20 protein-coding genes, 1 rRNA gene and 1 CRISPR repeat array are annotated in these 24469 nt (G+C 59.2%); of the genes, 13 read left to right on the top strand and 8 right to left on the bottom strand.

The window, feature by feature from the left end; genetic code table 11:
- Positions 1–689, bottom strand: a 16S ribosomal RNA gene (locus tag ACVWVQ_RS10250); the annotation flags it as partial.
- Positions 690–973: 284 nt separating this feature from the next.
- Here ACVWVQ_RS10250 and ACVWVQ_RS10245 point away from each other — a divergent pair.
- Positions 974–1441, top strand: a complete 468-nt coding sequence (locus ACVWVQ_RS10245; RefSeq protein WP_457387809.1) for a peroxiredoxin family protein — start codon at positions 974–976, stop codon at positions 1439–1441.
- A gap of 223 nt (positions 1442–1664) precedes the next feature.
- Here the strand turns inward: ACVWVQ_RS10245 and ACVWVQ_RS10240 are convergent, their stop codons facing one another.
- Positions 1665–4127, bottom strand: a complete 2463-nt coding sequence (locus ACVWVQ_RS10240; RefSeq protein WP_457508307.1) for a glycoside hydrolase family 31 protein — start codon at positions 4125–4127, stop codon at positions 1665–1667.
- 106 nt (positions 4128–4233) lie between these two features.
- On the opposite strand from ACVWVQ_RS10240, the gene ACVWVQ_RS10235 reads away from it, so the two are divergent.
- Complete coding sequence (locus tag ACVWVQ_RS10235) at positions 4234–5430, top strand: PQQ-dependent sugar dehydrogenase (RefSeq protein ID WP_457508306.1); 1197 nt, start codon at positions 4234–4236, stop codon at positions 5428–5430.
- 94 nt (positions 5431–5524) lie between these two features.
- On the opposite strand, the gene psbH is transcribed toward ACVWVQ_RS10235, so the two are convergent.
- Positions 5525–5728, bottom strand: a complete 204-nt coding sequence (gene psbH / locus ACVWVQ_RS10230; protein ID WP_011432996.1) for a photosystem II reaction center phosphoprotein PsbH — start codon at positions 5726–5728, stop codon at positions 5525–5527.
- Positions 5729–5945: 217 nt separating this feature from the next.
- Here psbH and psbN point away from each other — a divergent pair, with 217 nt between their 5' ends.
- Both psbN and dapF read left to right on the top strand, forming a co-directional pair.
- Positions 5946–6077, top strand: a complete 132-nt coding sequence (gene psbN, locus ACVWVQ_RS10225; protein WP_011432995.1) for a photosystem II reaction center protein PsbN — start codon at positions 5946–5948, stop codon at positions 6075–6077.
- 26 nt (positions 6078–6103) lie between these two features.
- Positions 6104–6973 carry a diaminopimelate epimerase gene (gene dapF / locus ACVWVQ_RS10220; protein ID WP_457508304.1) on the top strand — a complete coding sequence of 290 codons (870 nt, stop codon included), beginning with the start codon at positions 6104–6106 and terminating at the stop codon, positions 6971–6973.
- A gap of 3 nt (positions 6974–6976) precedes the next feature.
- Here the strand turns inward: dapF and ACVWVQ_RS10215 are convergent, their stop codons facing one another.
- A complete protein-coding gene (locus tag ACVWVQ_RS10215) occupies positions 6977–7666 on the bottom strand; it encodes a hypothetical protein (RefSeq protein ID WP_457508302.1) in 690 nt (229 codons plus the stop codon).
- Positions 7667–7752: 86 nt separating this feature from the next.
- The gene (locus ACVWVQ_RS10210) at positions 7753–8385 is read right to left on the bottom strand and encodes a hypothetical protein (protein WP_457508301.1); all 633 of its coding nucleotides are present in this window, start codon (positions 8383–8385) and stop codon (positions 7753–7755) included.
- A gap of 132 nt (positions 8386–8517) precedes the next feature.
- Here ACVWVQ_RS10210 and pcrA point away from each other — a divergent pair, with 132 nt between their 5' ends.
- From pcrA to ACVWVQ_RS10195, 3 genes are all read left to right on the top strand, one after another.
- Positions 8518–10878, top strand: coding sequence for a DNA helicase PcrA (gene pcrA, locus ACVWVQ_RS10205; protein WP_457508299.1), 2361 nt, complete (start codon positions 8518–8520; stop codon positions 10876–10878).
- A gap of 269 nt (positions 10879–11147) precedes the next feature.
- Positions 11148–12419 (top strand): efflux RND transporter periplasmic adaptor subunit, encoded by a 1272-nt coding sequence (locus tag ACVWVQ_RS10200; protein ID WP_457508298.1) that lies wholly within the window; start codon positions 11148–11150, stop codon positions 12417–12419.
- 62 nt (positions 12420–12481) lie between these two features.
- A complete protein-coding gene (locus ACVWVQ_RS10195) occupies positions 12482–15679 on the top strand; it encodes an efflux RND transporter permease subunit (RefSeq protein ID WP_457508296.1) in 3198 nt (1065 codons plus the stop codon).
- A gap of 77 nt (positions 15680–15756) precedes the next feature.
- Here ACVWVQ_RS10195 and ACVWVQ_RS10190 read toward each other — a convergent pair whose 3' ends face one another.
- Positions 15757–16041: a hypothetical protein gene (locus ACVWVQ_RS10190; RefSeq protein ID WP_457508295.1), complete on the bottom strand. Its 285-nt coding sequence runs from the start codon at positions 16039–16041 to the stop codon at positions 15757–15759.
- Between the two features lie 520 nt (positions 16042–16561).
- Here ACVWVQ_RS10190 and ACVWVQ_RS10185 point away from each other — a divergent pair.
- On the top strand, positions 16562–17053 hold the full coding sequence (locus ACVWVQ_RS10185) for a cytochrome c oxidase assembly factor Coa1 family protein (RefSeq protein WP_457508294.1): 492 nt from the start codon (positions 16562–16564) through the stop codon (positions 17051–17053).
- Between the two features lie 80 nt (positions 17054–17133).
- Positions 17134–18681, top strand: coding sequence for a YcjF family protein (locus tag ACVWVQ_RS10180; protein WP_457508293.1), 1548 nt, complete (start codon positions 17134–17136; stop codon positions 18679–18681).
- On the opposite strand, the gene ACVWVQ_RS10175 is transcribed toward ACVWVQ_RS10180, so the two are convergent.
- Complete coding sequence (locus tag ACVWVQ_RS10175; protein ID WP_414344672.1) at positions 18678–18992, bottom strand: hypothetical protein; 315 nt, start codon at positions 18990–18992, stop codon at positions 18678–18680. The genes ACVWVQ_RS10180 and ACVWVQ_RS10175 overlap by 4 nt on opposite strands.
- Positions 18993–19187: 195 nt before the next feature.
- On the opposite strand from ACVWVQ_RS10175, the gene rpsN reads away from it, so the two are divergent.
- From rpsN to ACVWVQ_RS10155, 4 genes are all read left to right on the top strand, one after another.
- Positions 19188–19493, top strand: a complete 306-nt coding sequence (gene rpsN, locus ACVWVQ_RS10170; RefSeq protein WP_011432985.1) for a 30S ribosomal protein S14 — start codon at positions 19188–19190, stop codon at positions 19491–19493.
- A 57-nt stretch (positions 19494–19550) separates the two neighbouring features.
- On the top strand, positions 19551–20183 hold the full coding sequence (locus tag ACVWVQ_RS10165; protein ID WP_414375254.1) for a ribonuclease D: 633 nt from the start codon (positions 19551–19553) through the stop codon (positions 20181–20183).
- A gap of 274 nt (positions 20184–20457) precedes the next feature.
- Complete coding sequence (locus ACVWVQ_RS10160; protein ID WP_457508290.1) at positions 20458–21294, top strand: ABC transporter ATP-binding protein; 837 nt, start codon at positions 20458–20460, stop codon at positions 21292–21294.
- A gap of 65 nt (positions 21295–21359) precedes the next feature.
- Positions 21360–22133, top strand: coding sequence for an ABC transporter permease (locus ACVWVQ_RS10155; RefSeq protein WP_414409221.1), 774 nt, complete (start codon positions 21360–21362; stop codon positions 22131–22133).
- A gap of 37 nt (positions 22134–22170) precedes the next feature.
- Here ACVWVQ_RS10155 and ald read toward each other — a convergent pair whose 3' ends face one another.
- Positions 22171–23259 carry an alanine dehydrogenase gene (ald, locus tag ACVWVQ_RS10150; protein WP_457508288.1) on the bottom strand — a complete coding sequence of 363 codons (1089 nt, stop codon included), beginning with the start codon at positions 23257–23259 and terminating at the stop codon, positions 22171–22173.
- Positions 23260–23594: 335 nt separating this feature from the next.
- A CRISPR array of direct repeats spans positions 23595–24388; the repeat unit is 37 nt; unit sequence GTTGATCCCTACCTTTTCCCCGCAAGGGGACGGAAAC.
- Between the last annotated feature and the right edge of the window lie 81 nt (positions 24389–24469).

The raw sequence follows: 24469 nt of genomic DNA, 5'->3' as shown, positions 1-24469 counted from the left end.
CAGTTGCGCGCTTCCGCCTCAGGTGTTCTTCCCGATCTCTACGCATTTCACCGCTACACCGGGAATTCCCGCAACCCCTACCTCACTCTAGCCGGCCAGTTTCCAGGGCCCCCCCACAGTTGAGCTGTGGCCTTTGACCCCAGACTTGGCCAGCCGCCTACGTACCCTTTACGCCCAATAATTCCGGATAACGCTTGCCTCCTCCGTCTTACCGCGGCTGCTGGCACGGAGTTAGCCGAGGCTTATTCCTGGGGTACCGTCAGCTTTCGTCCCCCAGAAAAGAGGTTTACAACCCAAGGGCCTTCCTCCCTCACGCGGTATTGCTCCGTCAGGCTTGCGCCCATTGCGGAAAATTCCCCACTGCTGCCTCCCGTAGGAGTCTGGGCCGTGTCTCAGTCCCAGTGTGGCGGGCCATCCTCTCAGACCCGCTACGGATCGTCGCCTTGGTAGGCCATTACCCCACCAACTAGCTAATCCGACGCAGGCTCATCCTCAGGTGGATTGCTCCTTTCAGCTTCCGCCTGTATGGGGTATTAGCAGCCGTTTCCAGCTGTTATCCCCCGCCTGAGGGTAGATTCCTACGTGTTACTCACCCGTCCGCCACTGACACCCGAAGGTGTCCGTGCGACTTGCATGTGTTAAGCATACCGCCAGCGTTCATCCTGAGCCAGGATCAAACTCTCCGTGTCAATTCAAGAGCTTGTCTCTGGAAAAATGGAAACTTGACAGGGTTGAATATGCAGCCACCAGCCGACTCAGGGAGCCTGCTGTGCTGCTTGGCGATGGTTGACTGAACGAGTTACTTGTCAAGGTTCTGGGGCGCCGGGGCTGGGTGGCCTTGTGGCGCTTTACTACCCTATCCCCACCCCCACCACCCCGTCAAGATATCCAACCCAAAATTTTTTGAAGCCAGAAGGGATCCGGATCCACCGTTAGACTGTTGAAGTGAGCTCAGATTGGGTTAGACGGGTCTATGGGGATTGTGATTGGGGCTGTTGCTCCTGACTTTAGCTTGCCTGCGGTGGGGAAAGGGATCCAAAAGGGAGCCCAGATTTCACTGGCGGCCTACCGGGGCAAGAGCAAGGTGTTGCTGGCCTTTTACCCGGCGGATTTTTCCCCGGTATGCACGAGCGAGATGCGTTGCTTTCGGGAGGATTGGGAAGCTTTCCGGGCCGCGGGCTGCGAGATCTTGGGGATCAGCAGCGATCCCCTCTCCAGGCACCAAGCCTTTGCCGAGCAGCTTAAGCTGGAGTTTCCTTTGCTGAGCGATGTGGACAGAACCGTGAGCCAGCAGTACGGGGTGGACAGCCTGCTGGGGACGCGGCGGGCCTATTTTTTGGTGGATAGCCAAGGGATCCTACGCTACCAGCATGTGGAGTGGCTGCCCTTGTTCAAGCGAGACAACCGGGAGCTGCTGGAGGCCGTGAGGGCGATTAGGTGACATACTCCCATCACTGACCCTACAGGTACAGCGTGGGCTTCGCGCTTCATCGGGGAGCTACTGCAAGAACCCTCCACGCGCAGACACGGGATGTCCCACCGCGTAGCTGTACCAGATTCCGGCAACGCCGTTTTGTACAGCCATGTTGATTATGGCACAGGATATATACGCCTTTCATCCCGACCCTCCTGCTGTTGCAGAGAGTGCGGGGCTTCCCGGCGGTTTAGCTAAACGGGGGATCCTCTGGGGTGGGCCAGAGAACCCGTTGCGGCTGTCCGGTGTCCGGTAGGGAGAGGGGAGTGTGGCCAAGGAGCTCCAGAAGCCAGCTACGCTGGGGCGGGCTCCAGTTGCCCTGGCGGGCCTCGATCTCCAGAATGAGCTGGCCATTTTGCTGTCGCAAGCGGAGGAGGGTGGTGGCCCAGGCTCCTGCTCGATGGGCGAGGGTTTCCCCGTCGTCTTCGTAGAGGGTGAAGCTGCCGTTGCCGGGGTAGAGTTTGAGGTGCGGTTGGTCACGGCGCAGGTGGGCGGTGGACGGGCAGGGGGGAGCTAAAGGCAGAACGGAGCCACCCCGCACAAACAGCGGCAGTTGTTCGAGAGGGGCAGGGACGAGAATGTAGCGGGGGCCGGTGTGGGCCTGACCTGTCCACCAATCAAACCAAGTGCCCTGGGGTAGGTAAACAGCGCGGCACCGCACGCCAGGCCGAACCACAGGGGCAGCTAGGAGGGCGGATCCCAGCATGGCTTGATCTGAGATCTCGTAGGTTTGCGGATCGTCGGGAAACTCGTAGAGAAGGGGGCGCAAGATGGGGGACCCGGTTTGGCTGGACTCCCAAAAGAGGCTGTAGAGGTAGGGCAGCAGCTGGTAACGCAACTGAATGGCCTGCCGGCAGATGGCTTCAATCTCTGGGCCAAAGCTCCAGGGCTCGTGGGGGCGGGTGCCCAGGGCGCTGTGGCCGCGCATGAGGGGGTAAAGAATTCCCATTTGCATCCAACGGGCAAACAGCTCGGGAGTGGCATTGCCACCGAAGCCGCCGATGTCCGCGCCGACAAAGCTAACTCCCGACAGGCCCAGGTTTAGGAGCATGGGCAGGGACATCTCCAGGTGTTCCCAGGAGGATTGGTTGTCGCCTGTCCAGACGGCAGCCCAGCGCTGGATCCCAGCAAAGCCGGAGCGAGTCAGCACGAAGGGGCGCCGGTTGGGGTTGAGCTGTTCCAAGCCTTCACGGGAAGCGCGTGTCATCAGCAGGCCGTACAGGTTGTGAACTTCGGCGTGGGTGGTGGGTTCGTCGGGTGGGCCTTGGGGGGCATCGAGGGGGATATCGACGATCTGGCCGCCGTCTCCAAAGGGGCGGTCGTTGAGGGCCGGCTCGTTCATGTCGTTCCAGATGCCATCCACACCGGCTTGGGTGAGAACCCGTTGCCAGGATCCCCACCACTGCCGCACTCCGGGGCGCAAGAAGTCGGGAAAGAGGACTTTGCCTGGCCAAACGTAGCCATGGAAGAGGTGGCCGTCGGCGCGGCGGATAAAGAAATCCTGGGCCAAGCCCTCGTCGAAGACGGCGTAGTCGGCTTCGGGCTCGAACTTGACGCCGGGATCCACAATGGCTACCACCCGGAAGCCAGCCTCGTGGAGTTGGGCCATGAGCCGGGCCGGTTCGGGGAAGCGGCGGGGATCCCAGGTGAAGACGCGGTAGCCGCGCATGTAGTCGATATCCAAGTAAATGACGTCGCAGGGGATCTGCCGCTGGCGAAATTGCTGCGCAACGGTTTGAACCTGGGCGGCGCTGGCGTAGCTCCAGCGGCACTGTTGGTAGCCCAAGGCCCAGAGGGGAGGAAGGGGAGGCCGCCCAGTGAGTTGGGTGTAGGTCTCGAGCACCAAGGCCGGGGTGGGGCCGTAGATCAGGTAGTAATCCAGCTCGGGGGCGCGCACCTCGATGGCCCACTGCTCGGGATCGATCTGGCCCAGGTCGAACTGGCTCCAGTGGGTGCAGTGCAGGAAGAGCCCGTAGCAGAGGTTGGGGCGAAGAAACAGGGCGAAGGGAATGGCCTGGTAGAGATTGTCGCTGTGGGCGTCGTAGTTCCAGCAGTCGCGAGTCCAGTGGCTGTAGCGCCGACCCCGTTTGTTGAGTAGCCCCGCCCGTTCCCCTAGGCCACAGATGTGCTCGGCAGGGTGGAGGTGTTTGCAGAGGCGGATCCCGTCGGATCCCCAGGTAAGCCCAGAGGAGACATCGGCGCAAAACTCTTGCCCTTGAGAGTCTTGAAAACTGAACCGGAGGGGATCCCGATCGATCTGAACTTGCACCTGGGAGGTGGACAGGTGGATTTGGGCAGGGCTTTCCTGCAGTTGAAAGGAAGTCGGGGGCCACTCTTCATCGGCTGGAGCCACATCCCAGGAACGACGGGGCAAAAACGCTCCGCTGGGGCTAAAGCGCAGCCGAAACAGACGGGGGGTGAGCACCTGCATAGACCAGCGGCCCTGGGCACAGATGAGGTGGATCCCTCTGGAGTGGGGCTGGAGCTGCTGCAGGGATCCGCAGGTTGGCCTTTGGGGTGGGCGGGCGGGGGATTGGCCGTTCGCGCCCGCGGGATCGAGTCCCAAGATCTCGCCAGGTTCCAGCATGCTTTGGAGACAGATTGCTGCTCTCAAGGCTAGCCTATGGCCAGGAGGGGACAGGGGGTTGCCCACTCTGGTCCGCAGTGGGTTTTACCCTCATCGGTACCCCTCTCCAGAAGAGCAGCGGCAATAATCGGTTAGCTCAGATCCCAGAATCCATCGCGAAAACGAGGCGGCAATGGCCATGAGGATCCCGGCGATCAAGCTTCTCTCCTCACTGCTGCTTTTTGGGGGGGTGTCCGTCCCCGCTGTCGTGGCGGCCTACCCGGTCAGCCCGGAGATGGTGATGACCCTGCAACAGGGGGATCATGCCCAAGCCTTGCCCAGGGCCAGAACGGAGCAAGCGTTTCGGGTGGTTACTTTGGCCCAGGGTTTGGAGCACCCTTGGGGGATGGCCTTTTTGCCGGATGGAACTCTCTTGGTTACCGAACGCCCAGGGCGGCTGCGCCGAGTTACCCCCCAGGGATTGGATCCCCAGCCCATAGCCGGTGTGCCCGAGGTGTTTGCCCAGGGGCAGGGGGGCCTGCTGGACATCGCCTTGCACCCCAACCATGCAGAGAACGGCTGGATTTATCTGTCTTATGCAGCGCCTGGGCCCGGTGGGGGAGGCACGCGGGTGGCGCGAGCCCGTCTGGGGGAAGGGGGCCTACAGGATCTGGAAGTGATTTTTGATATGGAGCGCAAAACCCCTGCCTGGCAGCACTTTGGCTCCCGTTTGGTCTTTGACGAAGAAGGATTCCTCTACATCAGCACCGGAGACCGGGGAGAACGGGATCGAGCCCAAGATTTGGGGGATTCTGCCGGTAAAGTGTTGCGCATTACGGATGCGGGCGGGATCTCGGCGGACAACCCATTTGTCGGCCAAGCAGGGGCTTTGCCGGAAACTTTTACCTATGGCCACCGCAACATTCAGGGAATGGCCCGCCACCCTGAAACAGGGGCAATTTGGTCCCATGAACATGGGCCGCAGGGTGGGGACGAGATCAACATCTTGGCCCCCGGCGTCAACTACGGCTGGCCCCTAATCACCCACGGTCGAGAATATACGGGAGAACCCGTCGGCCAAGGACTGGCGGCAGCTCCCGGCTTGGCTTCCCCTCTGCTGCACTGGACGCCCTCTATCGCTCCTTCTGGCATGACTTTCTACACAGGGGAGGCTTTCCCAGAATGGCGGGGCAACCTATTTGTGGGGGCGCTGGCCGGGCAACACTTGGCCCGTCTGGTACTGGATGGAGAGCGCGTGGTGGCAGAAGAGCGTCTCTTAGAGGGGGCGGTGGGCCGCATTCGCGATGTGCGGCAGGGGCCGGATGGACTCCTTTACCTGTTGACGGACGCCCCGAATGGATCCCTGCTGCGCCTGGAGCCAGCACCCTGAAGGCATCGGCTTAGGAGATGACGGAAACTATCCTGCTCCCGCTGGGCAGCTCTTTGGCGGGACAGGGACTTTCCCCAGAGTAGGGCCTGGGAACTCAAAAGCTGAGGCTCTCCCAGGAGACGTTAATGTCTTCCAAAAGCAGCGACTTGTTGTAAATCTGCAGGATGATCAACAGGAAGACGGCAAATAGGGCCATGAAGACCGCCATCAGGGGCGTGGTGCCCCAGCCGGGAGCCACTTTACCGTATTCCGAGTTGAGGGGACGCAGCAGATCGCCCAGTCTGGTACGAATGGCCATAGGTTCTCGCAGTAAGTTAGGAACAGAACACATTGATGAAGTCGAAGATGACCAACCCGGGCGGTGGATCCTTGGTGCTCGGCACCGCCCAGACAGCCACCCCATTAAAATCACGCTATCAGAATCTGGCCAACCCCTTTTGCCTTGAGCAATGAATTGTAAACTTGTGTAATACTGTAGTCGAACGCTCTCAGGATCTGAGGACTCAGACTTAGATATGGAACCCACCTTTTCCCTAATTGTGGCGATTGCGGCAGTCACCATCTGCATCACCGCGTTTGCCATCTACACGGCCTTTGGCCCCCCTTCCAAGGACTTGCAGGATCCCTACGAGATGCACGAGGATTAAAGCTTGTCGTTGGGATATCTGGGTAAATGTCTGCTCGGCTGATCCCCCGTCTCTCCTTTCACAAGTACCAGGGGTTGGGGAACGATTTTATCTTGGTGGACAACCGCTGGCAGTCTCAACCCTGCTTGAGCCCGGAAGAGGCCGTCGCCCTTTGCAATCGCCGCTTTGGGGTAGGAGCCGATGGGGTTATTTTCCTGCTGCCAGGGCAGGAGGGGGCAGATTTCAGCATGCGCCTCTTCAACAGCGACGGTTCCGAGGCGGAGATGTGCGGCAATGGGATCCGCTGTTTGGCCCGCTTTCTGCAGGACTTGGGGATCCCAGGTCGGGATGGCGCCTACCAGATCCACACCTTGGCGGGGCGAATCGTGCCGCAGGTGCGAGCAGATGGGCTGGTCACAGTGGACATGGGGATCCCTCGCCTTTTGGCCAAGCAAATCCCCACCACCTTGGCCGAACCGGATGAGAAGGTCATTCGGCAGCCGCTTGCAGTGGCCGGGCGAGAGTGGCGGGTGACGGCGGTGAGCATGGGCAACCCCCATTGTGTGGTCTTCCTGGAAGGAGAGGGATCCCTGGAGGAGCTGGACTTGGCAGCTGTGGGCCCCCTGTTTGAGCATCATCCGGCCTTTCCTGAGCGCACCAACACCGAATTTGTGCAGGTGCTCAGCCCGACTCGTTTGCGCTTGCGGGTTTGGGAACGGGGAGCAGGGGCAACGCTGGCTTGTGGGACGGGTGCCTGTGCCACTTTGGTGGCTGCTGTCTTGGAAGAGCGGGCAGAACCGCAAGCTACGGTGGAACTGCCGGGAGGAAATCTGGAAATTCGCTGGGATCCGAGCACACAGCACGTGTGGATGACCGGCCCTGCCCTGCACGTCTTCAGCGGCACCACTGCCGGTTGAGAACTAGGCTCCCAGACCCAACAGGAGGATGGCCAGCAGGCCGAGGATCCCATAGGCAACGCTCCAGCCCTGCCGCCAGATCAGCGCCACTGCCAGGCCCAATAAGACCAAGCTCAAGCCCAGGCCAAGGCGGAGAAATAGAGGGTGTACAAACTGGCTGAGGGAGCGTTTGAGCCAGGGGAAGATCACCCCCAAGGCGAAGGCCAGTCCTACGGGGATCCAATCGATCCAACCTGTCTGCTCCCAGCCCCCCAACAGGTAAAAGCCGCCCAGACAAAGGCCCAGGCAGAAAAACAGCACCCGCATACCGGGATAGTCTTGTCGATAGTTGAAAGCAAGGCTTCGGAGCTCCTTGGGGTGGGCCAGGACCAATGGCTCTACAGCAAAGCTTTCGCTCCACTCCGGCGCTTCTTCAGTTTGTCCGCGGCACCAAAGGTAAACGTTGACCTTGCGCAACCCCTGCAGCAGAGAGGCCTCCACTGCACTGCGCACCACCTCCATCACCTGCAGGGTATCCACCACATCGCCCGGCAGCCGTTCCAGCAGCACGTTGAGAACAGGCCCCTTCAGCTCGGCTCGGCCAAACAGCCGCAAGTCGGCAAGCTTGTAATCGAGGATTTGGTTCAAGATTTTGAGCTGGCGGCGCATGGGATCCCGCGAACAGAGAGCCGTCGTTCGACCGGTTGACTTCAAGCTTCAACATGACCGGTATGACCAGTTTAATGGCTTGGGCCAGAGCAGCAGAGGAGAGGCGTTGCCGGTGTGAAAGGGAAGTGGGACTATCCCATGAGGGTGCGAATGCACCGGCGAATGCTGAGGTTGGATTGCTCCAAGTCGGCAAATCCGCTCAGAAGAGTTCCCTGGCCGTCCAACAGCAACAAAACAGCCTGGCGGCGAAAATTGATCCCAGGCAAAGCTGCAGCGGCTATTTCTTGCAGCTTCTGGATGGTTGCTCCCTCAAAATCGACCGAGACATACACAAACGGAGAAACCAGGCGGGGATCCGTCGGTACACTCTCCCGGATGGCCTGCAAAACCAAGTGGCGCACCAGCAGCAGCCCCCTGCCATCCACCAGCACGATCTGGCGCAGCCGAGGGTTTTGCCCAAACTCCAGGGCCAAACTTTTGGAGAGGGCTTCCGATTGCGAGCGGGTTTGGCTGTTGGTCAAGATCAACGCTTGAATGCCCTCATACCGACTTAGGTCAAGCCGATCCCCAGAAACGCTTTCCACCTTGAGGTCAAGAGATGTTTTGGGGTTGCCGTTGCTGGGGCAGTTGTCAGCTTGGGCGGGATCGAACGCACCTTGAGAAAGCAGGGCAAGGGTGGCAAACCCCAAAGCCACAAGTCTCTTTTGAACGCAAAGCCAGCAGCGGTTAGCCGGGGCACAGCAGCAGGACAGCACTCGGTTCATGGCGGGGAGCTCTGGAGCGGGCCGGCCAAATCTTAACCGATCTTCATCTTTGGTGCTCCAAAATGCCCTCTGGGCTTCTCATCCCCATTGGGTTGGTGCCCATAATGGAAGGCAGTTTCTGGTTTGCTGGCCATGACTCACGCCTCTTTGCTGGATGCCCTCAACCCTTCTCAACGCCAAGCGGTGCAACACTTTTGTGGCCCGCTGCTGGTGGTGGCGGGGGCAGGTTCCGGCAAGACGCGCGCCCTCACCCACCGCATTGCCTACCTGGTTCGCCACTATCGGGTGGATCCAGGAGAAATTTTGGCCGTGACCTTCACCAACAAGGCCGCCCGTGAGATGAAAGAGCGCATTGAGCAGCTCTTTGCCGAACAAGAAGCTCAAGAACAATTTGGGATCCCCTTAGAGGAATTGGAGCCGGCCCAGGCAACGCGACTAAAATCTGCTGTTTACCACCGCTGGATTAAGCCTCTTTGGATTGGCACGTTCCACAGCTTATTTGCCCAGATCCTGCGCCTGGAGATCGAGAAATATCAGGATCCCAAGGGGCGCAAGTGGACTCGCCACTTCTCGATCTTCGATGAATCAGATGCCCAATCTCTGGTGAAGGAGATTGTAACCAAGCAACTGAACTTGGATGAGCGCAAGTTTGACCCAAGGTCGGTACGCTACGCCATTAGCAATGCCAAAAACCAAGGCTGGACTCCTGCCGACCTGGAGCGCAATCAACCCAACTTCCGTGGCCGTACCATCGCCCAAGTTTACGAAATCTATGAAGACCAACTGGCAGCCAACAACGCACTGGACTTTGATAACTTGATTTGGATACCAGTGCAGCTTTTTCGACAAAACGAGCAGGTGTTGGCTTACTGGCACCAACGATTTCGACACATTTTGGTGGATGAATACCAAGACACCAACCGCACTCAGTATGAGTTGATTCGTCTGTTGGCCACCAACGGCGAGACCTGCAGATCTCGGTTGGATTGGAGAAACCGATCGATCTTTGTGGTGGGAGATGCCGATCAAAGCATCTATCGGTTTCGCGGAGCAGATTTTACCATTTTGCTGGAGTTTCAAGAGACCTTTGGAGATGGTCTCCCGGATGATGATACCCGCACCATGATCAAGCTGGAGGAGAACTATCGCTCTACAGCTACCATTCTGCAGGCAGCTAACGCTCTCATCGAGAAAAATAAAGAGCGCATTGATAAAGTTCTCAGGCCAACCCGTCAGCAAGGAAGTCCGATTTTCCTTCATCAGGCGGATGACGAGATTGCAGAGGCCGAGTTTGTCGTCAATACCATCCGACGATTACACGGCCAAAATGCCAATGCTTTTTCCTGGGGAGATTTTGCCATTCTCTACCGCATCAACGCTCAATCCCGTCCTTTTGAAGAGGTCTTGCTGCGGTGGGGGATCCCTTACACCGTGGTGGGCGGACTGCGATTTTACGACCGCAAAGAAATTAAGGATGTCCTAGCCTATTTACGGGTTGTGGCCAACCCTGCCGACTCCTTTAGCCTGCTGCGAATTATTAACGTGCCGCGCCGTGGCATCGGCAAATCTACTCTGGACAAGCTGACCGAAGCGGCGGCGGCTCTCAACGTGCCTTTGTGGGCAATTCTCAGCGATGAAACCTCTGTAAGTAGCTTGGTGGGTCGTTTGGCTAGGCCTGTCATTCAGTTTGCTCAGTTGATTCAGCATTGGCATCGACAGGCTTCTCAGACTTCAGCCGCCACCCTTATCGAAGGGTTGCTAAGGGATTCCGGCTATTTGGAGGATCTCAAGGCACAGGGTACAGACGAAGCCGAAGAAAGAGCGGCCAACGTGATGGAACTTTACAATGCCGCCCGCCAATTCGAGGAAGAACAGGAGGATCCCAGCCTTGAGGCTTTTTTGAGCAATGTGTCTTTGGCTTCCGACTTGGACAACCTTCAGGAAGGCGCTGAGAAAGTTTCGCTAATGACGTTGCACTCTTCCAAAGGTTTGGAGTTTCCTGTTGTGTTCTTGGTGGGGGTGGAACAGGGTCTATTTCCCAATTTCCGGGCTTTGGAGGATCCCGCTGCTTTGGAAGAAGAGCGACGCCTTTGCTACGTGGGCATTACCCGTGCCCGTGAGCAGTTGTATATCAGCCACGCCAGGGAAAGGATGCTCTACGGCAACCGAGAACCGGCCATTCCTTCCGTATTTTTAAGTGAGCTACCTCAAGAGTTGATCGAGTCCGACAGGCGCGGAGCCCCTTCTCGACAGCTTTCCCACGGCAGTGGGCTGCCCCTTGCAACGGCACCCAAGGCCAGGCCCAATCGCCGCCAAAGCCGTTCAGAACAGTGGGCGATTGGAGATCGTTTGCAACATCCCCAATTCGGACAAGGCCAGATTACCCATGTGTTCGGCAGTGGTGAACGGGTCACGATTGCGGTGAGGTTTCCCGGTATTGGGCAACAGAAAATCCTGGATCCCCGTATTGCTCCCATTCAAAAGCTCAGCTAAGCGGCTGAACTCGGAAGGAACCCAGTGATGAAGAGAGATAAGGGGAAGTGGTGTAGAAGTCTGTAGCTCATTCGAGATTGCCTTTGCAGGAACCTCTTGTGCTGGTGAAAGGCTCTCTGGAGAATGGGTTGGCAGGGATCCCTTTTATCGTGTAGAACTGTGAAGGTCTGCTAGAGTAAAGCCCCTGAAAGGTTCACGAGTTCACCGTCTGGGTTTGAACCATTTCGCTAGGTGGGCAGTCCAAACCGACAAGTCGTTCTCTTGTGCCTGTGAGCCGGGTTTACTCTCCCCAATGGCAGCTTCCTCACGCCTGCACACTCAGCCTAGTGCTGTTTTTGGGTGTTCCTAGCTCTGTCGTCTATGCCCAGATGTTTTGGGCCCAGCGTCCAGCAGGGATGGGAGCACCGCGTCCTGTCTCGGTAGATGCGACCAGAGCCCAGGTGGGATCCCTGGGGGCCGACTTGCGTTACACCGGCACTACCCAGCCCCTGCGGCAAGCCACGCTGCGAACCCGTACCGAAGGATTGCTCTTGGAGTTATCGGTGGAGGTCGGGGATCCCGTCCAAGAGGGGCAACTGCTGGGCCAACTGGATCCCACGCTGCTGCAGGCTGCTCTTCTCCAGGCCCAGGCCCAACTGGCAGCGCAAGAATCTCAGGTGGCACAGGCACAAGCGCAGCTCAGCAATGCCCGCACCCAAGTGGAGCAGGCCCGTCTGAATCTTCTACAACAGGAAGCCGATGCCGAGCGCCTAGGACGGTTGGCACAGGAGGGAGCTGTTTCTGCCCAGCAGGCGGAGCAAGCTCGTACTGCGGCCCGCACCGCCGCCCAGGCTTTGCGCTCTGCGGAAGACCAGGTTCGCGTCCAAGAACAAGCCGTGATCGCCGCCCAACGCCAGGTGGAAGCGCAGAGATCTTTGGTGGCTCAGGCCCAAGAGCGCCTTTCCTACACACAGTTGCGAGCACCCCTAAGTGGGGTGGTGCTCTCCCGGCAGGCGGATCCGGGCAGCTTTTTGAACTCAGGGGCAGATGTACTGACGGTGGCCGATTTCAGCCAGGTGAGGGTGGAGTTTCCCCTCTCCGAGTTGGAGTTGTCGCGCGTACAGGTGGGCCAAGCCGTTCGGGTGGAATTGGACGCTTTTCCCGGCCAGAGCTTCGCCGGACAAATTGTCCGCATTTCCCCGGCTGCGGATCCCCAGGCCCGTCTGATCCCGGTTGAAGTGGTGATCGCCAATCCCAACGGACGCATTGGCAGTGGGCTGCTGGCGCGGGTGGCATTGACGGGGCCGGCGGCTCAACGGGTGATCGTTCCCGCAACAGCGATTCAGCAGAATGGGCCGGGTTCTGCTACGGTCTTTGTGGTGGAGCGGCAGGGAGAAGTAACGCGGGTGTTGGCCCGCCCGGTGCAATTGGGAGAACAGCGGGATGGACGGGTGGAAATTGTGTCGGGATTGGAGGCTGGCGAACCGTTTGTGGTGCGCAGCTCTGCTCCTCTCCAAGATGGGCAGGAAGTGCAGTTGAGTGTCATCTCCGAACGATTTTGATCTGAATACTCTGGATAGCAAGTTTCTGAATAGCAAGTTTGAATAGCAAGGAAGCCAAACCCATGACCCCAGCCAACAGTGGACTCAGCCTCAGCGGCCTGGCCATCCGCCGCCACATCGGCACCCTGATGCTGGCCTTGGCAGTGATCGTCATGGGCCTCTATTTCCTCACCCGCCTGCCGGTGGACTTGCTGCCCTCGATTGTCTATCCCCGTATTGGCGTGCGGGTGGAGCTGGCGGGAGTAACCCCAGAGGTGGCCGTTGAGGAGATCACCCGCCCTTTGGAAGACTCTCTTTCCACAGTGGAAGGGGTGGAACAGCTCTATTCCACCACCCGCGAAGGGCAGGTTCGGGTGGATCTCTTCTTTGCGCCAGGGGGGAACATCGACCAAGCCCTGAACGACACCACGGCAGCGGTGAACCGGGCCAGAGGGCGGCTGCCGGATGGGGTTTCGGCTCCCACGGTGTTCAAGTTTGACCCCTCCCAGTTGCCTGTTTACGAGTTTGCCCTGAGCGCGCCTGGGCTGACGGGCGTGGAGCTGCGCCGCTTTGCTGAAGCAGAGTTGGCCCGCGAGCTGGGAGTGGTGCCGGGGGTGGCTACGGTGGATGTGGCCGGGGGCACCCTTGAAGAGGTGCAGGTGGATCTGGACTTGGAGCGGCTGCAGGCCCTGGGGCTGGGCCTAGCGGATGTGCTCGGCCAACTGCAAGCCCGCAACCAGGATCTTGCCGGTGGTCGGATCCGCGGCGAGCTGTTGGAGCCTTTGACGCGCACAATGGGCCGGTTCCGCAGCCTAGAAGACATTCAAGCGTTGCGCTTCAACACCCCCAGCGGAGGAACGGTGCACCTGCGCGATTTTGCCACGGTGGCTGTTCGCCCTGCCGCCGAAGGGGTGCGGGTAACCTTGAATGGAAAGCCGGCGGTGCGCCTGAGCATTCAAAAGCAGCCCGATGCCAATACCATCCGCGTGGTGGACGGGATCCGTCGCCGCCTGGAGCAACTGCGGGCCGCTGGCCTCATCCCGCCGGAGGTGACCCTGATCCCCACCGGCGACGAGTCCCGCTTCATCCGCAGCTCGATTCAAAGTGTGGCTCTTGCCGGCGTGAGTGGGGGGGTGCTGGCCGGGCTGGCGGTGCTGCTGTTTTTGGGATCCCTGCGCCAGACCCTGATCGTGGTGGCGGCCATTCCTCTGGCCACCCTGATGGCGGTGTTGCTGATGGGCCTGTTCGGCCTTTCCATCAACATCATCAGCCTGGGGGGCCTGGCCCTGGGGGTGGGGATCGTGGTGGACAACGCCATCGTGATGTTGGAAGCCATCGCTAAAGGAACAGAAGGGATCCCGCGGCAGGATGCCCGTTGGTTTGGGCAGCGGGTGCTCGAGCAGGCGGAGCGCAGCAGCCGCCAGTTGGAATCGGCCCTGGTGGCCTCAACGGCCACCAACTTGGTGTCGGTGTTGCCCTTTTTGCTGGTGGGAGGGTTTGTTTCGCTGATTTTCAACGAGCTGATTTTGACCATCAGCTTTGCTGTGGCCGGATCCCTGGTGGTGGGCCTGACGGTGGTGCCCATGCTCACCTCACGCCTGTTGACGATTCGCCGCAGCAGTGGATTGGGGCAGTGGGGCCCGATCCGCAGCTTTGCGCGGGCGATGCTGGGCGGCACCTACGCCTACCAACGGTTGCTGAGCCGTCTGTTAGAACGACCTGCCTTGCCGATCTTGCTGGCATTTCTTCTCCTGGGCGGAGGAAGCTACTGGATGGCCGGGCAACTGAACCAGGAGCTGCTGCCCCGCATCAGCACCGGGCGGGTGAACCTGTCTGCCAACTTTGCCCCCGGCACCACCCTAGATACCAACCACCGCATTATGCAGGAGGTGGATCGCCTTCTGCTGCAACAGCCTGAGGTGGAGTATGTGTTCACCACCGCAGGCGGATCTGCCTCCGGGGGCAGCACCTTTGAAAACCCCCTGCGGGGCACCAGCACCATCACCCTTAAGCCCGGCACAGCAGTGCGGCCCTTTGTGGATCGGATGAATGAGCTGGTCAGCCAACTCAACCTGGTGGGATCCCGCATCCGCATGTCTCCGGGCAGTGTACGCGGCCTTTCCGCCCGTAACTCTGCCATCAATGCCGAAGTGGATGTGGTGCTTCAAGGGGAAGGCACCCAGGCGCTTCAAGAGGCCAGCCGCACAGTGTTGCGGGCCTTGGACGAACAGGCCACCCTCTCCACCTTCCGCCCCGAGGCGGATGACAGCCAACCGGAACTCCAGATTTGGCCCGATTGGGAGCGGGCCGCCCCCTTGCGCCTCAGCCTTCAGGACATAGGCCGGGTGGTACAGACGGCAGTGCAGGGATCCGTGCCCGCCCAACTGCAGCAGGGAGACCGCCTCCTGGATGTGCGGGTTCGCCCGGCCACGTCCATCACCCAGCCTTCGCAACTGGAGCGCCTGCCCTTGGTTGTGCAGAATGGGCAGCCCCTGCGCTTGGGGGATGTGGCCAGGTTGCAGATGGGGGAGGCCCCTGGGGAAATTCGCCGTCTCAACCAACGGCAGGTGGTCATTTTGAACGGCAGTCTTAGGGCCGGGGCCAGCCAAAGTGCCGCCATCGCCGAGCTGGATGGGATCTTATCCGGCTTGGAGTTGCCCCCCGGCGTGACCCGCCTGCCCAGCGTGGCTTTGGAAAACAACCGGGAGCTGCGCAATAACCTGCTGCTGCTGGGATCCCTGGCAGCTTTTTTGGTGTTTGTGGTGATGGCGGTGCAGTATAACTCCCTCCTCGACCCGCTGGTGATCATGCTGACGGTGCCCTTGGCTCTCTCCGGCGGGATCCTGGGCTTGTTCCTCACCCGCACGGCTGTGGGCGCTACGGTGCTGGTGGGGGCGGTGCTGCTGGTGGGCATTGTGGTCAACAACGCCATTTTGATGGTGGAGTTGGCCAACCAAATCCGGGAGGAACAGGGCTTGGATTACCGCAGTGCCATGCTAGAGGCTGCCCCGCAGCGGCTGCGCCCGATCCTGATGACCGCCGTGACGACGGTGCTGGGCCTGTTTCCCTTGGCCCTGGGCTGGGGAGAGGGATCCGAATTGCTACAGCCGCTGGGGGTTGTGGTCTTTTCCGGCCTTTCCCTGGCGACGCTGCTGACGTTGTTGGTGATCCCTTGCTTTTATGTGCTGCTGCATGGCGGGGAAAGCAAAACCTCAACTCCCTCTTTTCCCCAGCTAGCGGTTGCCCCACCCCCAGCCTTGTCCGAGACTTCCGGTCAGTAGCTGTGGTTGGCGTTGCTGATGGATTGGCGTTGTTGATCTCGGTTAGCTGACCTTGGGGTTAGGCTTAGGCACCAGTTTCAGCCCAGAAGTTGGGGCTGTGCGTCCTCGGCTCTGTCCGGTACCAGGCGCAGGGGCGGGCCAAAGCGGCCAACCGCTATGGTGTTGTGCAAAGCCGGGATCTGGCGGATGGATCCCTGGCGTAGGCAGCGGTGCAAACGGCGCAGCAGAAACAGGTCGGCTTCGGAGCACTCCTCTCGGAATAGCCTCACGTTGAGTTCGTGTTCCTGAGCAGCAGTGAGCAGACCGGTCATCATGGCGGTTTGAATGATCTGCTGCACGGTCACGGTCGTCGCTTCATCCATAGGTTTATGCGGTTGGATGGAGACCTTTTGCTGCTCTTATTCTCGATAAATCCCCCTGATATTTACTCCGCCAAATAGCGGATTCGATATGCGCGCTTTGTCATCTTTCCCAATGTTCAGGAAATAGGGCTTTCCAGGTATCCATTGACTTTCTGATCCATCCAGATCCTATTCAGGCGAAAAGCTTGAAATCCTTGCTTCACAAGCCTTTCCAATCGAAGTGGGAGTAGAGCCAACAATTGGATACGTAGGGATCCCATCCTCACCGCAGTACAAAATTAGACTCAACAATGAGTTGCTTGAACTGGCCAAAGCGGTGCTGATCCCATGATTTTCCGGGCTGTTGTTTGAGTCTGTGAACAGATATCTGTGGCAATACGGAACTGAGAAGCGATGTTCGTCACCGACAAATGGCGTAGGGTTGCTTGGCTTTTTGTCTGTACCTTGTCGGCAATGAAGGCATAGAGGATGAGCAACAGCTTTGTGTTAGGGTGGGGGCATTCTAGGGTGGCAATGGGCTGTGTCAGAAACTCCACAAAAAGTCGGCTGTGCTGTCCCTCTGGGCTGCTGTGGCTGCGGCTGTTTGGGCCTGCTGGCGGTGTTGGGCCTGGGGCTGGCGGGGGCAGGGATCCTAGTCTGGAATGGGATCCGTGCCTCAGGAGCCTATCGCACCTACCAATTGGCGGTGGAGCAGCTCAAACAAAATGCTGTGGTGGTGGAACGTCTGGGGGAACCCTTGAGGCCGGGATGGCCCTCGCGGCTGCGTTTTCAGGAAAATGAGGAAGCGGGCTGGGTGTGTCTGTCTTTTTTGATTACAGGGGCCCAGCGCACCGGCGATGTGGTTGTGGAATCGGAGCGGGGCATGGCGGGCTCGGCATGGCAGTTGCGCCATCTGCAGGTGAAAGTTGACGGGGATCCGCAGGCCATTCCGGTCATTGAGGGGGGATCCCGCTGTGAAGAGGAAGAGCCGGATAGAGAAGCCCTGCCCCTGCAGCCAGAGGGCGACATCTAGGTAGCCGAATAGGCTCAGCCGCGGGTAGAGTCAAAAGGACTCCGTCCCGCTGACGCGAACGGTTGTGGCCTTGGATCCCTATGCGGTCGCTCCCTTACCTGCGCTTGCTGCTGCTGTTGGCGCTGTTGGCCTCGTTCACCGGGCTGATCGTCTGGCTGATCCAATCGTTTCTCGATCTGTACTACGCCACCCGTTACCACCCGATTTTGGGGGGGCTGTTGATCGGGGTGCTGCTGCTGCTGCTGCTGGTGTTTTTGGCCGCTGCCATCTACTACTTGTTTCTGTTTCGCCAACCCGCCCCCAGCAGGAGGGAAATTACCCAACCCCTTGCCTTGCCGGAGACGGCCTTGGACAAGCGGAAAGCGGCGCAACAGAACTTGGCCCAACTGGAGGCGCAGATGGCGCAAATCCAGGATCAGGTGGCGCGGGCAGCGCTGGCAGAACGGTCGGCCCTACTGGCCCAACAGTTGGCCCAGCCCCAACTGAAGGTGGTGGTCTTCGGCACCGGGTCGGCGGGCAAGACTTCTTTGGTCAACGCGCTGCTGGGGCGGCGGGCGGGGGCGGTGGGGGCCACTCTGGGCACCACCCAGGCGGTGGCTTGTTACGATTGGAACTTGCCCGGGATCCCGCAGCCGGTGCAGATCGTGGATTGCCCCGGCATTTTGGAGATCGGCCCGGCAGGGGTGATGCGGGAACAGGAGGCGCAAGCCCAAGCCCAAGCTGCCGATCTGCTGCTGGTGGTGGTGGATGGGGATCTGCGCCAGTCAGAGGTGGATCCCTTGCGCCGGTTGATCGCCCTGGGCAAACGGGCCTTGCTGATCCTGAACAAAGCAGATCGCTACACCTCAGAAGAACGGCAGATCCTCTTGCAACGCCTGCGGGAGCGGGTTCATCCCCTGATCCCACCTCAGGATGTGTTGATGGCTGCCGCTGCTCCAGCCCCTGTGCGGGTGGGATCCCAAACCTGGCGACCGGAGCCGGAGGTGGCGGCGGTGCGGGATCGCGTGCAGGCGGTACTCTATGCCGAGGGGGGATCCCTGGCCTTGGACAATGCCCTGCTGCAATCGCAACAGTTGGGGGAAGAGGCCAAACGGATTCTCCAAGCCCAACTGCGCCGGCAGGCGGAGGAGGTGATCGATCGCTTTCAGTGGATTGTTACAGGAGTGGTGTTCGCCAACCCCATCCCGGCGGTGGATCTGCTGGCCATTGCCGCCATCAACGCCCAGATGGTGGTGGAACTGGGATCCCTTTACGGCTGCAAAATGAACCTGCAGCAGGGGCGGGAGCTGGCCTTGTCTCTGGCCAAAACCCTAGCGGGCTTGGGCTTGGTGGAAGGGGCGATCCAACTGACCACGGGGATCTTGGCCACCGTTGCCGAAGTGAGCGTCGTCGGTTTTCTGGCGACAGCCCCCATTCAGGCAGCCAGTGCTGGCTATCTCACCCGCATTGCCGGCAAGAGCTTCATTGAGTATTTCCAGCACAACCAAAGCTGGGGAGAAGGGGGGATGCAGGCGGTGGTCAAAGCCCAGGTGCAAAATACCCAAAAATCCGGTTGGCTCAAAGAGTTTGTCCGCGAGGCTTCCCGGCGCATCTTCCGAAATGGGATGGCCAACCCAAGGGATCCCTAATGGCCGCTCAGGGCAATATCCGTCGGCATGAAGGCCAGCTTCAGTTGCGCCACATAATCGGCGTAGCTCAGTGCCGGCCCAGTGTCCCAATCCGCCAAGCCATGCATGCACTTCGACCATTGAATGAAGGCGGCAGGATAGATATAGGCCAAACTGGGATCCTGCAAAACCTCTTTGGGCAGTGGAGAGGCCGACTTCAGCACTGCCAACAGAGCCGGCGGCTTGTGGAGAATCACGCGCGTGGCCTCAATCTGCTCTGGGGAAACCCTAAACTTGGTGGCGATAAACGGGATCACTCTGGAAATGGCCATCACCCAACACCAACCTCGCCTATAGAGGTAGGTTGCCCCCAAGCCGAGGGGCTGGCCTCAGGGATCCTACGGAGAGCGGAAAAGAGGGATGAACATTGGCGAGGATGGCCGTGGGCGGGCCTGGGATCCCCTTGCTTGGGGCCGCTGCTCCCCGTTATTCTAGTAAAGCTGAAAAATCTGGGGAAACAGTGAGCCGTGGCTAAAAAGAGCATGATCGAGCGGGAGAAAAAGCGCCAACGCTTGGTCGAGAAGTATCGGGAGAAGCGCCAACAACTGAAAGCGGCCATGGCCGATCCCAACATCGACCAGGCCACCCGCATGGAGCTGCACGCCCAACTGCAAAAACTCCCTCGGGCCAGCTCGCCCACACGCCTGCGCAACCGCTGCTGGAAAACCGGGCGTCCCCGGGGTTACTTCCGCGATTTCGGCCTGTGCCGCAACAGCCTGCGGGAAATGGCCCACAGAGGCTTATTGCCAGGCGTAGTTAAGTCTAGCTGGTAGTTGCCTGGCCTTCGCCGCTTGGTTGAACGGCCAAAACATCCTTTTGAGAGATCCTGAGTGGGCCTGCAACCTTTTCAGCTCTGTGACGAAGATCTCACCCCTGCAGTGGCAAAGGCCCTGGCCAGGGAACCTTACCTGGCCGTGGATACAGAAACAATGGGGCTGATCCCGCAGCGGGACAGGCTTTGCGTGGTGCAAATCGCCAACTCCGCCGGTGAGGTGGTGCTGTTGCGGCTGAGCCGCGGGGTAAAGCAGGCCCCCCTTCTGGCGGGGCTGCTGACGGATCCCAACATTGAAAAGATTTTCCACTACGCCCGCTTTGACCTGGCCATGCTGCGCTATCACCTGGGGATCCGGGCGTGGCCCGTCTTTTGCACCAAAATTGCCAGCAAACTGGCCCGCACCTACACCAGCAAACACAGCCTCAAAGATGTGGTGAGCGAGCTGTGCGGGGTCGAACTCAACAAAGCTGCCCAAAGCTCCGACTGGGGGGCCGTCCACGCGCTATCCGCCGAACAGCTGGAATATGCCGCCAACGATGTTCGCTATTTGATCCCGGTGCGCCACAAGTTGGCGGAGATGTTACGGCGGGAAGAACGCTGGGAGTTGGCGCAGCAGTGTTTCCAACATTTGCCTACTTTGGTAGAGCTGGATCTGTTGGGCTTCAGTAACGTCTTTGAACATCAGTAGGCGGGGCTTTACTTGATAGACAGTCACTGTCTTCGATGACCGGGCCCTCGGGGATCCCACATCTCCTGAAGCTGAACATGGGGGGACCTCACCGGCCCACAAAGTATCTGGCAACACAGCTGGCTGCCCCTCTCTCTGATGTAGTGGGGATGGGGTTGGCCATACCAATCGAGATAAACCGGCCTGCAACCCTCATTGCTCCCGCCATCATCTGTCTAGATCAGGGGGATCAGCCCTCACTTGGGCCACTATGAAAATCATTGGAGTTGAGTCAATGTTGGAGTCGCAGAGGGTAGTTCAAAGTGGGTTATCTTCCCCCGCTATTTCGGGCAAGCCCGTTCTGGAGTTGCGCCACGTCTCGCTGCAGTACCCCACTAAGGGATCCCCAGTCACGATCATCCGCGACGTCAGCTTTTCTGTTGCCCACTCGGAGTTTGTCTCCATTGTTGGGCCGAGCGGCTGTGGCAAGACTTCTCTTTTGAAGATGATGGCCGGCCTGAACACTGACCATGGCGGCACCCTCTACTTTCAGTTGCAGCCCATCGCCGGCCCCCTGAAGAGTGTGGGCATGGCCTTTCAAAACCCGGTGCTGCTGCCCTGGCGCACAACCCTGGAGAACGTGTTGCTGCCGTTGGAGGTGGTAGAGCCCTACAAGCGCACCTTCAAGCAAAACCTGGCCCAGCACGAGAAGTCGGCGCTGGAGCTGCTGGCCACCGTGGGCTTGGAGGGTTTTCAGAAAGCCTATCCTTGGCAGCTTTCTGGGGGAATGCGGCAGCGGGCTTCCTTGTGCCGCGCTTTGATCCATCAGCCGGAGCTGCTGCTGTTGGACGAACCTTTTGCTGCTCTGGATGCCTTTACCCGCGAGGATATGTGGGAAATGTTGCAACGGCTGTGGATGCGCACCGGCTGCACTGCTATTCTGATCACCCACGACTTGCGGGAAGCAGTTTTCCTCTCCGATACCATTTATGTGATGGGGCCACGACCGAGCGAGATCATCTTTTCCCTCAAAGTGGATCTGCCCCGTCCACGCCCGCTGGAGATCTGCCTGACGGACGAGTTTCACCACTTGGTCTCGGAAGTGCGCAAGCACATTCGGCGCAGCTATTAGGCTAAACAGCCATTGGCCTAGTCAAGCCTGGATAGACTACTGCCCAACTCTGCCGAGGGATCCCGATGAAAAAATCATTTGACCGATTTTTGCAGACCAAAGCGGCTTCTGTTGTTTTACCTGCTGCCACCATCGTTTTGACCATTGTGCTCTGGCAGGTGGGGGTGGGGCTGTTCAATGTTCCTCGCTTCATTCTGCCGGCGCCCACCGAGATCCTGGCAGCCATGAACCAATGGAGCCCGGTGATTATGCGCCACTCCCTAACCACCCTCACTTCGACGCTGCTGGCCTTTGTGCTGGCTTTGGTGGGGGGGATAGTGCTTGGAGCGATCATCGGCAGCTCTCGCCTGGCCCATCTGTGTTTGTACCCGCTGCTGGTGGGGTTTAACACCATCCCAAAGGTGGCTTTGGTGCCACTGCTGGCGATTTGGTTTGGCTTGGGCACGATCCCGGCGGTGATCACGGCCTTTTTGCTGGCTTTTTTCCCCATTGCGGTCAATGTGGCGGTGGGGCTGGAGACGGTGGAAGCCGAAATGCGGGATGTGCTGCGCTCGTTGGGGGCCAGCTCTTGGGAGATCTTCACCAAGGTGGGGCTACCCCACAGCATGCCCTACCTGTTTGCCTCGTTGAAGGTGGCCATCTCCTTTGCTTTTGTCGGCTCGGTGATCTCGGAGACGGTGGCTTCTAACCAGGGGCTGGGCTACCTGATCGTGTCGGCCAGCTCTTCTTTTGATGTGCCTTTGGCCTTTGCGGGTTTGGTTGCCCTCGGCATTATGGGCATTTTGCTCTACACCTTTTTTGCGGCTTTGGAGCGCTATGTCCTGTCCTGGCGACAGTAGCATCTGCTCCAGGGGATCCCACCGATGCCTGAACAAGCTAGCCCAAATCTGGAAAAGTGGCCCGCACTGCCGGGTGGACGATCTTTCCTGCCCTGATGTTGAGCCCTTTGGCCAAGGCCGAGTCTTGTTCCAAAGCAGCGGGCAAGCCGAGATTGGCCAGCTTGAGGATGTAGGGGAGTGTGGCGTTGACCAGCGCTTGGGTCGAAGTCCAGGGAACGGCTCCGGGCATGTTGGGAACGCCGTAGTGTAGCACCCCGTAGGCTTCGTAAACCGGCTGGGCATGGGTGGTAACCCGTGTGGTAGCAATGCACCCCCCCTGATCCACCGCCACATCCACAATGAGGGAGCGAGGACGCATTTGGGCCACCAACTCTTCTCCCACCAAGACCGGCGCCCGCCTTCCCGGCACCAACACTGCCCCCACCAGCAGGTCGGCCTCGCGAACACACTCTTCCACGCTTTGGGCCGTGCTGTAGAGCAGCTCCACACGGGATCCAAAGAGCAGCTCCAGCTCGTTCAGCCGCTGCAGGTTGATGTCCAAAATCTGCACCCGCGCCCCCAAGCCTACGGCCATTTTGGCCGCCTCGGTGCCCACCGTGCCTCCGCCCAAGATCACCACCCGTCCCGGCGATACCCCCGGGATCCCGCCCAGCAACACGCCTCGCCCCCCCTGTTGTCGGGTGAGGTAATGGGCGCCAAATTGCACCGAGAGCCGCCCGGCAATCATGCTCATGGGCATCAACAAGGGCAGGGATCCATCCGCCCATTCCACCGTTTCATAGGCGAGGCAGGTGGCTCCCGATTGCAACAGCGCCTGGGTCAGCTCGCGGCTGGCGGCCAAGTGCAAATAGGTGAACAGAATAAGGTCGGGATGGAGCAGAGAATACTCAGCCGGCAGGGGCTCCTTGACCTTCACCACCAACTGCTGCTGGTAGATCTCCTCAGGAGTGACAGCCAGCTTGGCCCCCGCTTTTTGGTAGTCCTCATCCGTGAAGCCCGCCCCCTGGCCTGCTTGGGTTTCCACCCACACCTGATGCCCCTGTTCGGTCAAGGCCCGCACCGCTGCCGGCGTCAGCCCGACACGGAACTCTTGCTCTTTGATCTCTTTGGGCACGCCAATTCGCATAGGGATCCCCGTAGGGCTGCTTTCCAGTCTAGACAGACTCTCCCCGCAATGGGATCCCTGGCCTGAGCAGGAGAGCGAAAATTGTAAAGTTTTGTGCGCGATCTGTCGGGGCAAGCAATCGCCAGGCTAATTTTGTTAGCTCAAGATTTCAAGGGCAAACCTAGATCTCTTGCCATGATTGGCACGAAAACAAGACATAACAGCCTCAGAAAGCCCAATTTTCTTGCTTGCGCTTATCCCCAAGAGCAATGTTAACATCTATGTCACGAAGTCTCCGTACTCCCTCGCGAACGCACCTTGAAAACTGCATGGATTCAAGCTTTTCCGGGGGTAGGGTTGATCCCTACCTTTTCCCCGCAAGGGGACGGAAACTCGAGGTCGTAGGTGTATTCATAGACCTGGGTAGGTGCAGTTGATCCCTACCTTTTCCCCGCAAGGGGACGGAAACTATATAGGATCCAAGGCCCCAGTAGCTTAATCTTCATAACGTTGATCCCTACCTTTTCCCCGCAAGGGGACGGAAACTTTCGTCCATGCGTCCCGGATAACTTCATCCGGGACTCGGCGGTTGATCCCTACCTTTTCCCCGCAAGGGGACGGAAACTTCACAACGAGAAGAGCGTAGAATCTGCTCTTTGGTATACGTTGATCCCTACCTTTTCCCCGCAAGGGGACGGAAACGATAACTCGCAATCCGGTCTTTGGACTCTTGGTCAAGTTGATCCCTACCTTTTCCCCGCAAGGGGACGGAAACTATGCAGCTCCAGACTAGAGGTTGGTTGGCAGGTCAGCCCGTTGATCCCTACCTTTTCCCCGCAAGGGGACGGAAACAGTAATCCGAAAGTAGCATTACCCCAAAAATTCCTGGTTGATCCCTACCTTTTCCCCGCAAGGGGACGGAAACATAATACCAAGCTTGGCTGCTAGCGAGCCGAACGCCTGGTTGATCCCTACCTTTTCCCCGCAAGGGGACGGAAACTTCTTGCTGATCCTCTTATTGATTGCACTGACAATTTGCCTGTTGATCCCTACCTTTTCCCCGCAAGGGGACGGAAACCGACTACCTGCACACGCAGGGTGTAGAGTTACCTGGTTGATCCCTACCTTTTCCCCGCAAGGGGACGGAAACCTGAGCTACGCGAGGCGAGAGGAGAGAGAAAGGAAAGTTGATCCCTGCCTTCTTCGAGACATCCTTGAGAACTGAGACTGG

The organism is Thermostichus sp. MS-CIW-36, assembly GCF_054059035.1.
The sequence above is the reverse complement of the archived record's forward strand: the minus strand, read 5'-3'. Positions and strand labels throughout refer to the sequence as shown.

Coding starts and splice junctions, on each gene's coding strand:
- pcrA (WP_457508299.1), top strand. CDS start 8,518: ATGACTCACGCCTCTTTGCTGGATGCCCTCAACCCTTCTCAACGCCAA.
- ACVWVQ_RS10235 (WP_457508306.1), top strand. CDS start 4,234: ATGGCCATGAGGATCCCGGCGATCAAGCTTCTCTCCTCACTGCTGCTT.
- ACVWVQ_RS10155 (WP_414409221.1), top strand. CDS start 21,360: ATGAAAAAATCATTTGACCGATTTTTGCAGACCAAAGCGGCTTCTGTT.
- ACVWVQ_RS10175 (WP_414344672.1), bottom strand. CDS start 18,992: ATGGCCATTTCCAGAGTGATCCCGTTTATCGCCACCAAGTTTAGGGTT.
- ACVWVQ_RS10210 (WP_457508301.1), bottom strand. CDS start 8,385: ATGAACCGAGTGCTGTCCTGCTGCTGTGCCCCGGCTAACCGCTGCTGG.
- ACVWVQ_RS10180 (WP_457508293.1), top strand. CDS start 17,134: ATGCGGTCGCTCCCTTACCTGCGCTTGCTGCTGCTGTTGGCGCTGTTG.
- ACVWVQ_RS10160 (WP_457508290.1), top strand. CDS start 20,458: ATGTTGGAGTCGCAGAGGGTAGTTCAAAGTGGGTTATCTTCCCCCGCT.
- dapF (WP_457508304.1), top strand. CDS start 6,104: ATGTCTGCTCGGCTGATCCCCCGTCTCTCCTTTCACAAGTACCAGGGG.
- psbN (WP_011432995.1), top strand. CDS start 5,946: ATGGAACCCACCTTTTCCCTAATTGTGGCGATTGCGGCAGTCACCATC.
- ald (WP_457508288.1), bottom strand. CDS start 23,259: ATGCGAATTGGCGTGCCCAAAGAGATCAAAGAGCAAGAGTTCCGTGTC.
- ACVWVQ_RS10195 (WP_457508296.1), top strand. CDS start 12,482: ATGACCCCAGCCAACAGTGGACTCAGCCTCAGCGGCCTGGCCATCCGC.
- ACVWVQ_RS10190 (WP_457508295.1), bottom strand. CDS start 16,041: ATGGATGAAGCGACGACCGTGACCGTGCAGCAGATCATTCAAACCGCC.
- ACVWVQ_RS10245 (WP_457387809.1), top strand. CDS start 974: ATGGGGATTGTGATTGGGGCTGTTGCTCCTGACTTTAGCTTGCCTGCG.
- psbH (WP_011432996.1), bottom strand. CDS start 5,728: ATGGCCATTCGTACCAGACTGGGCGATCTGCTGCGTCCCCTCAACTCG.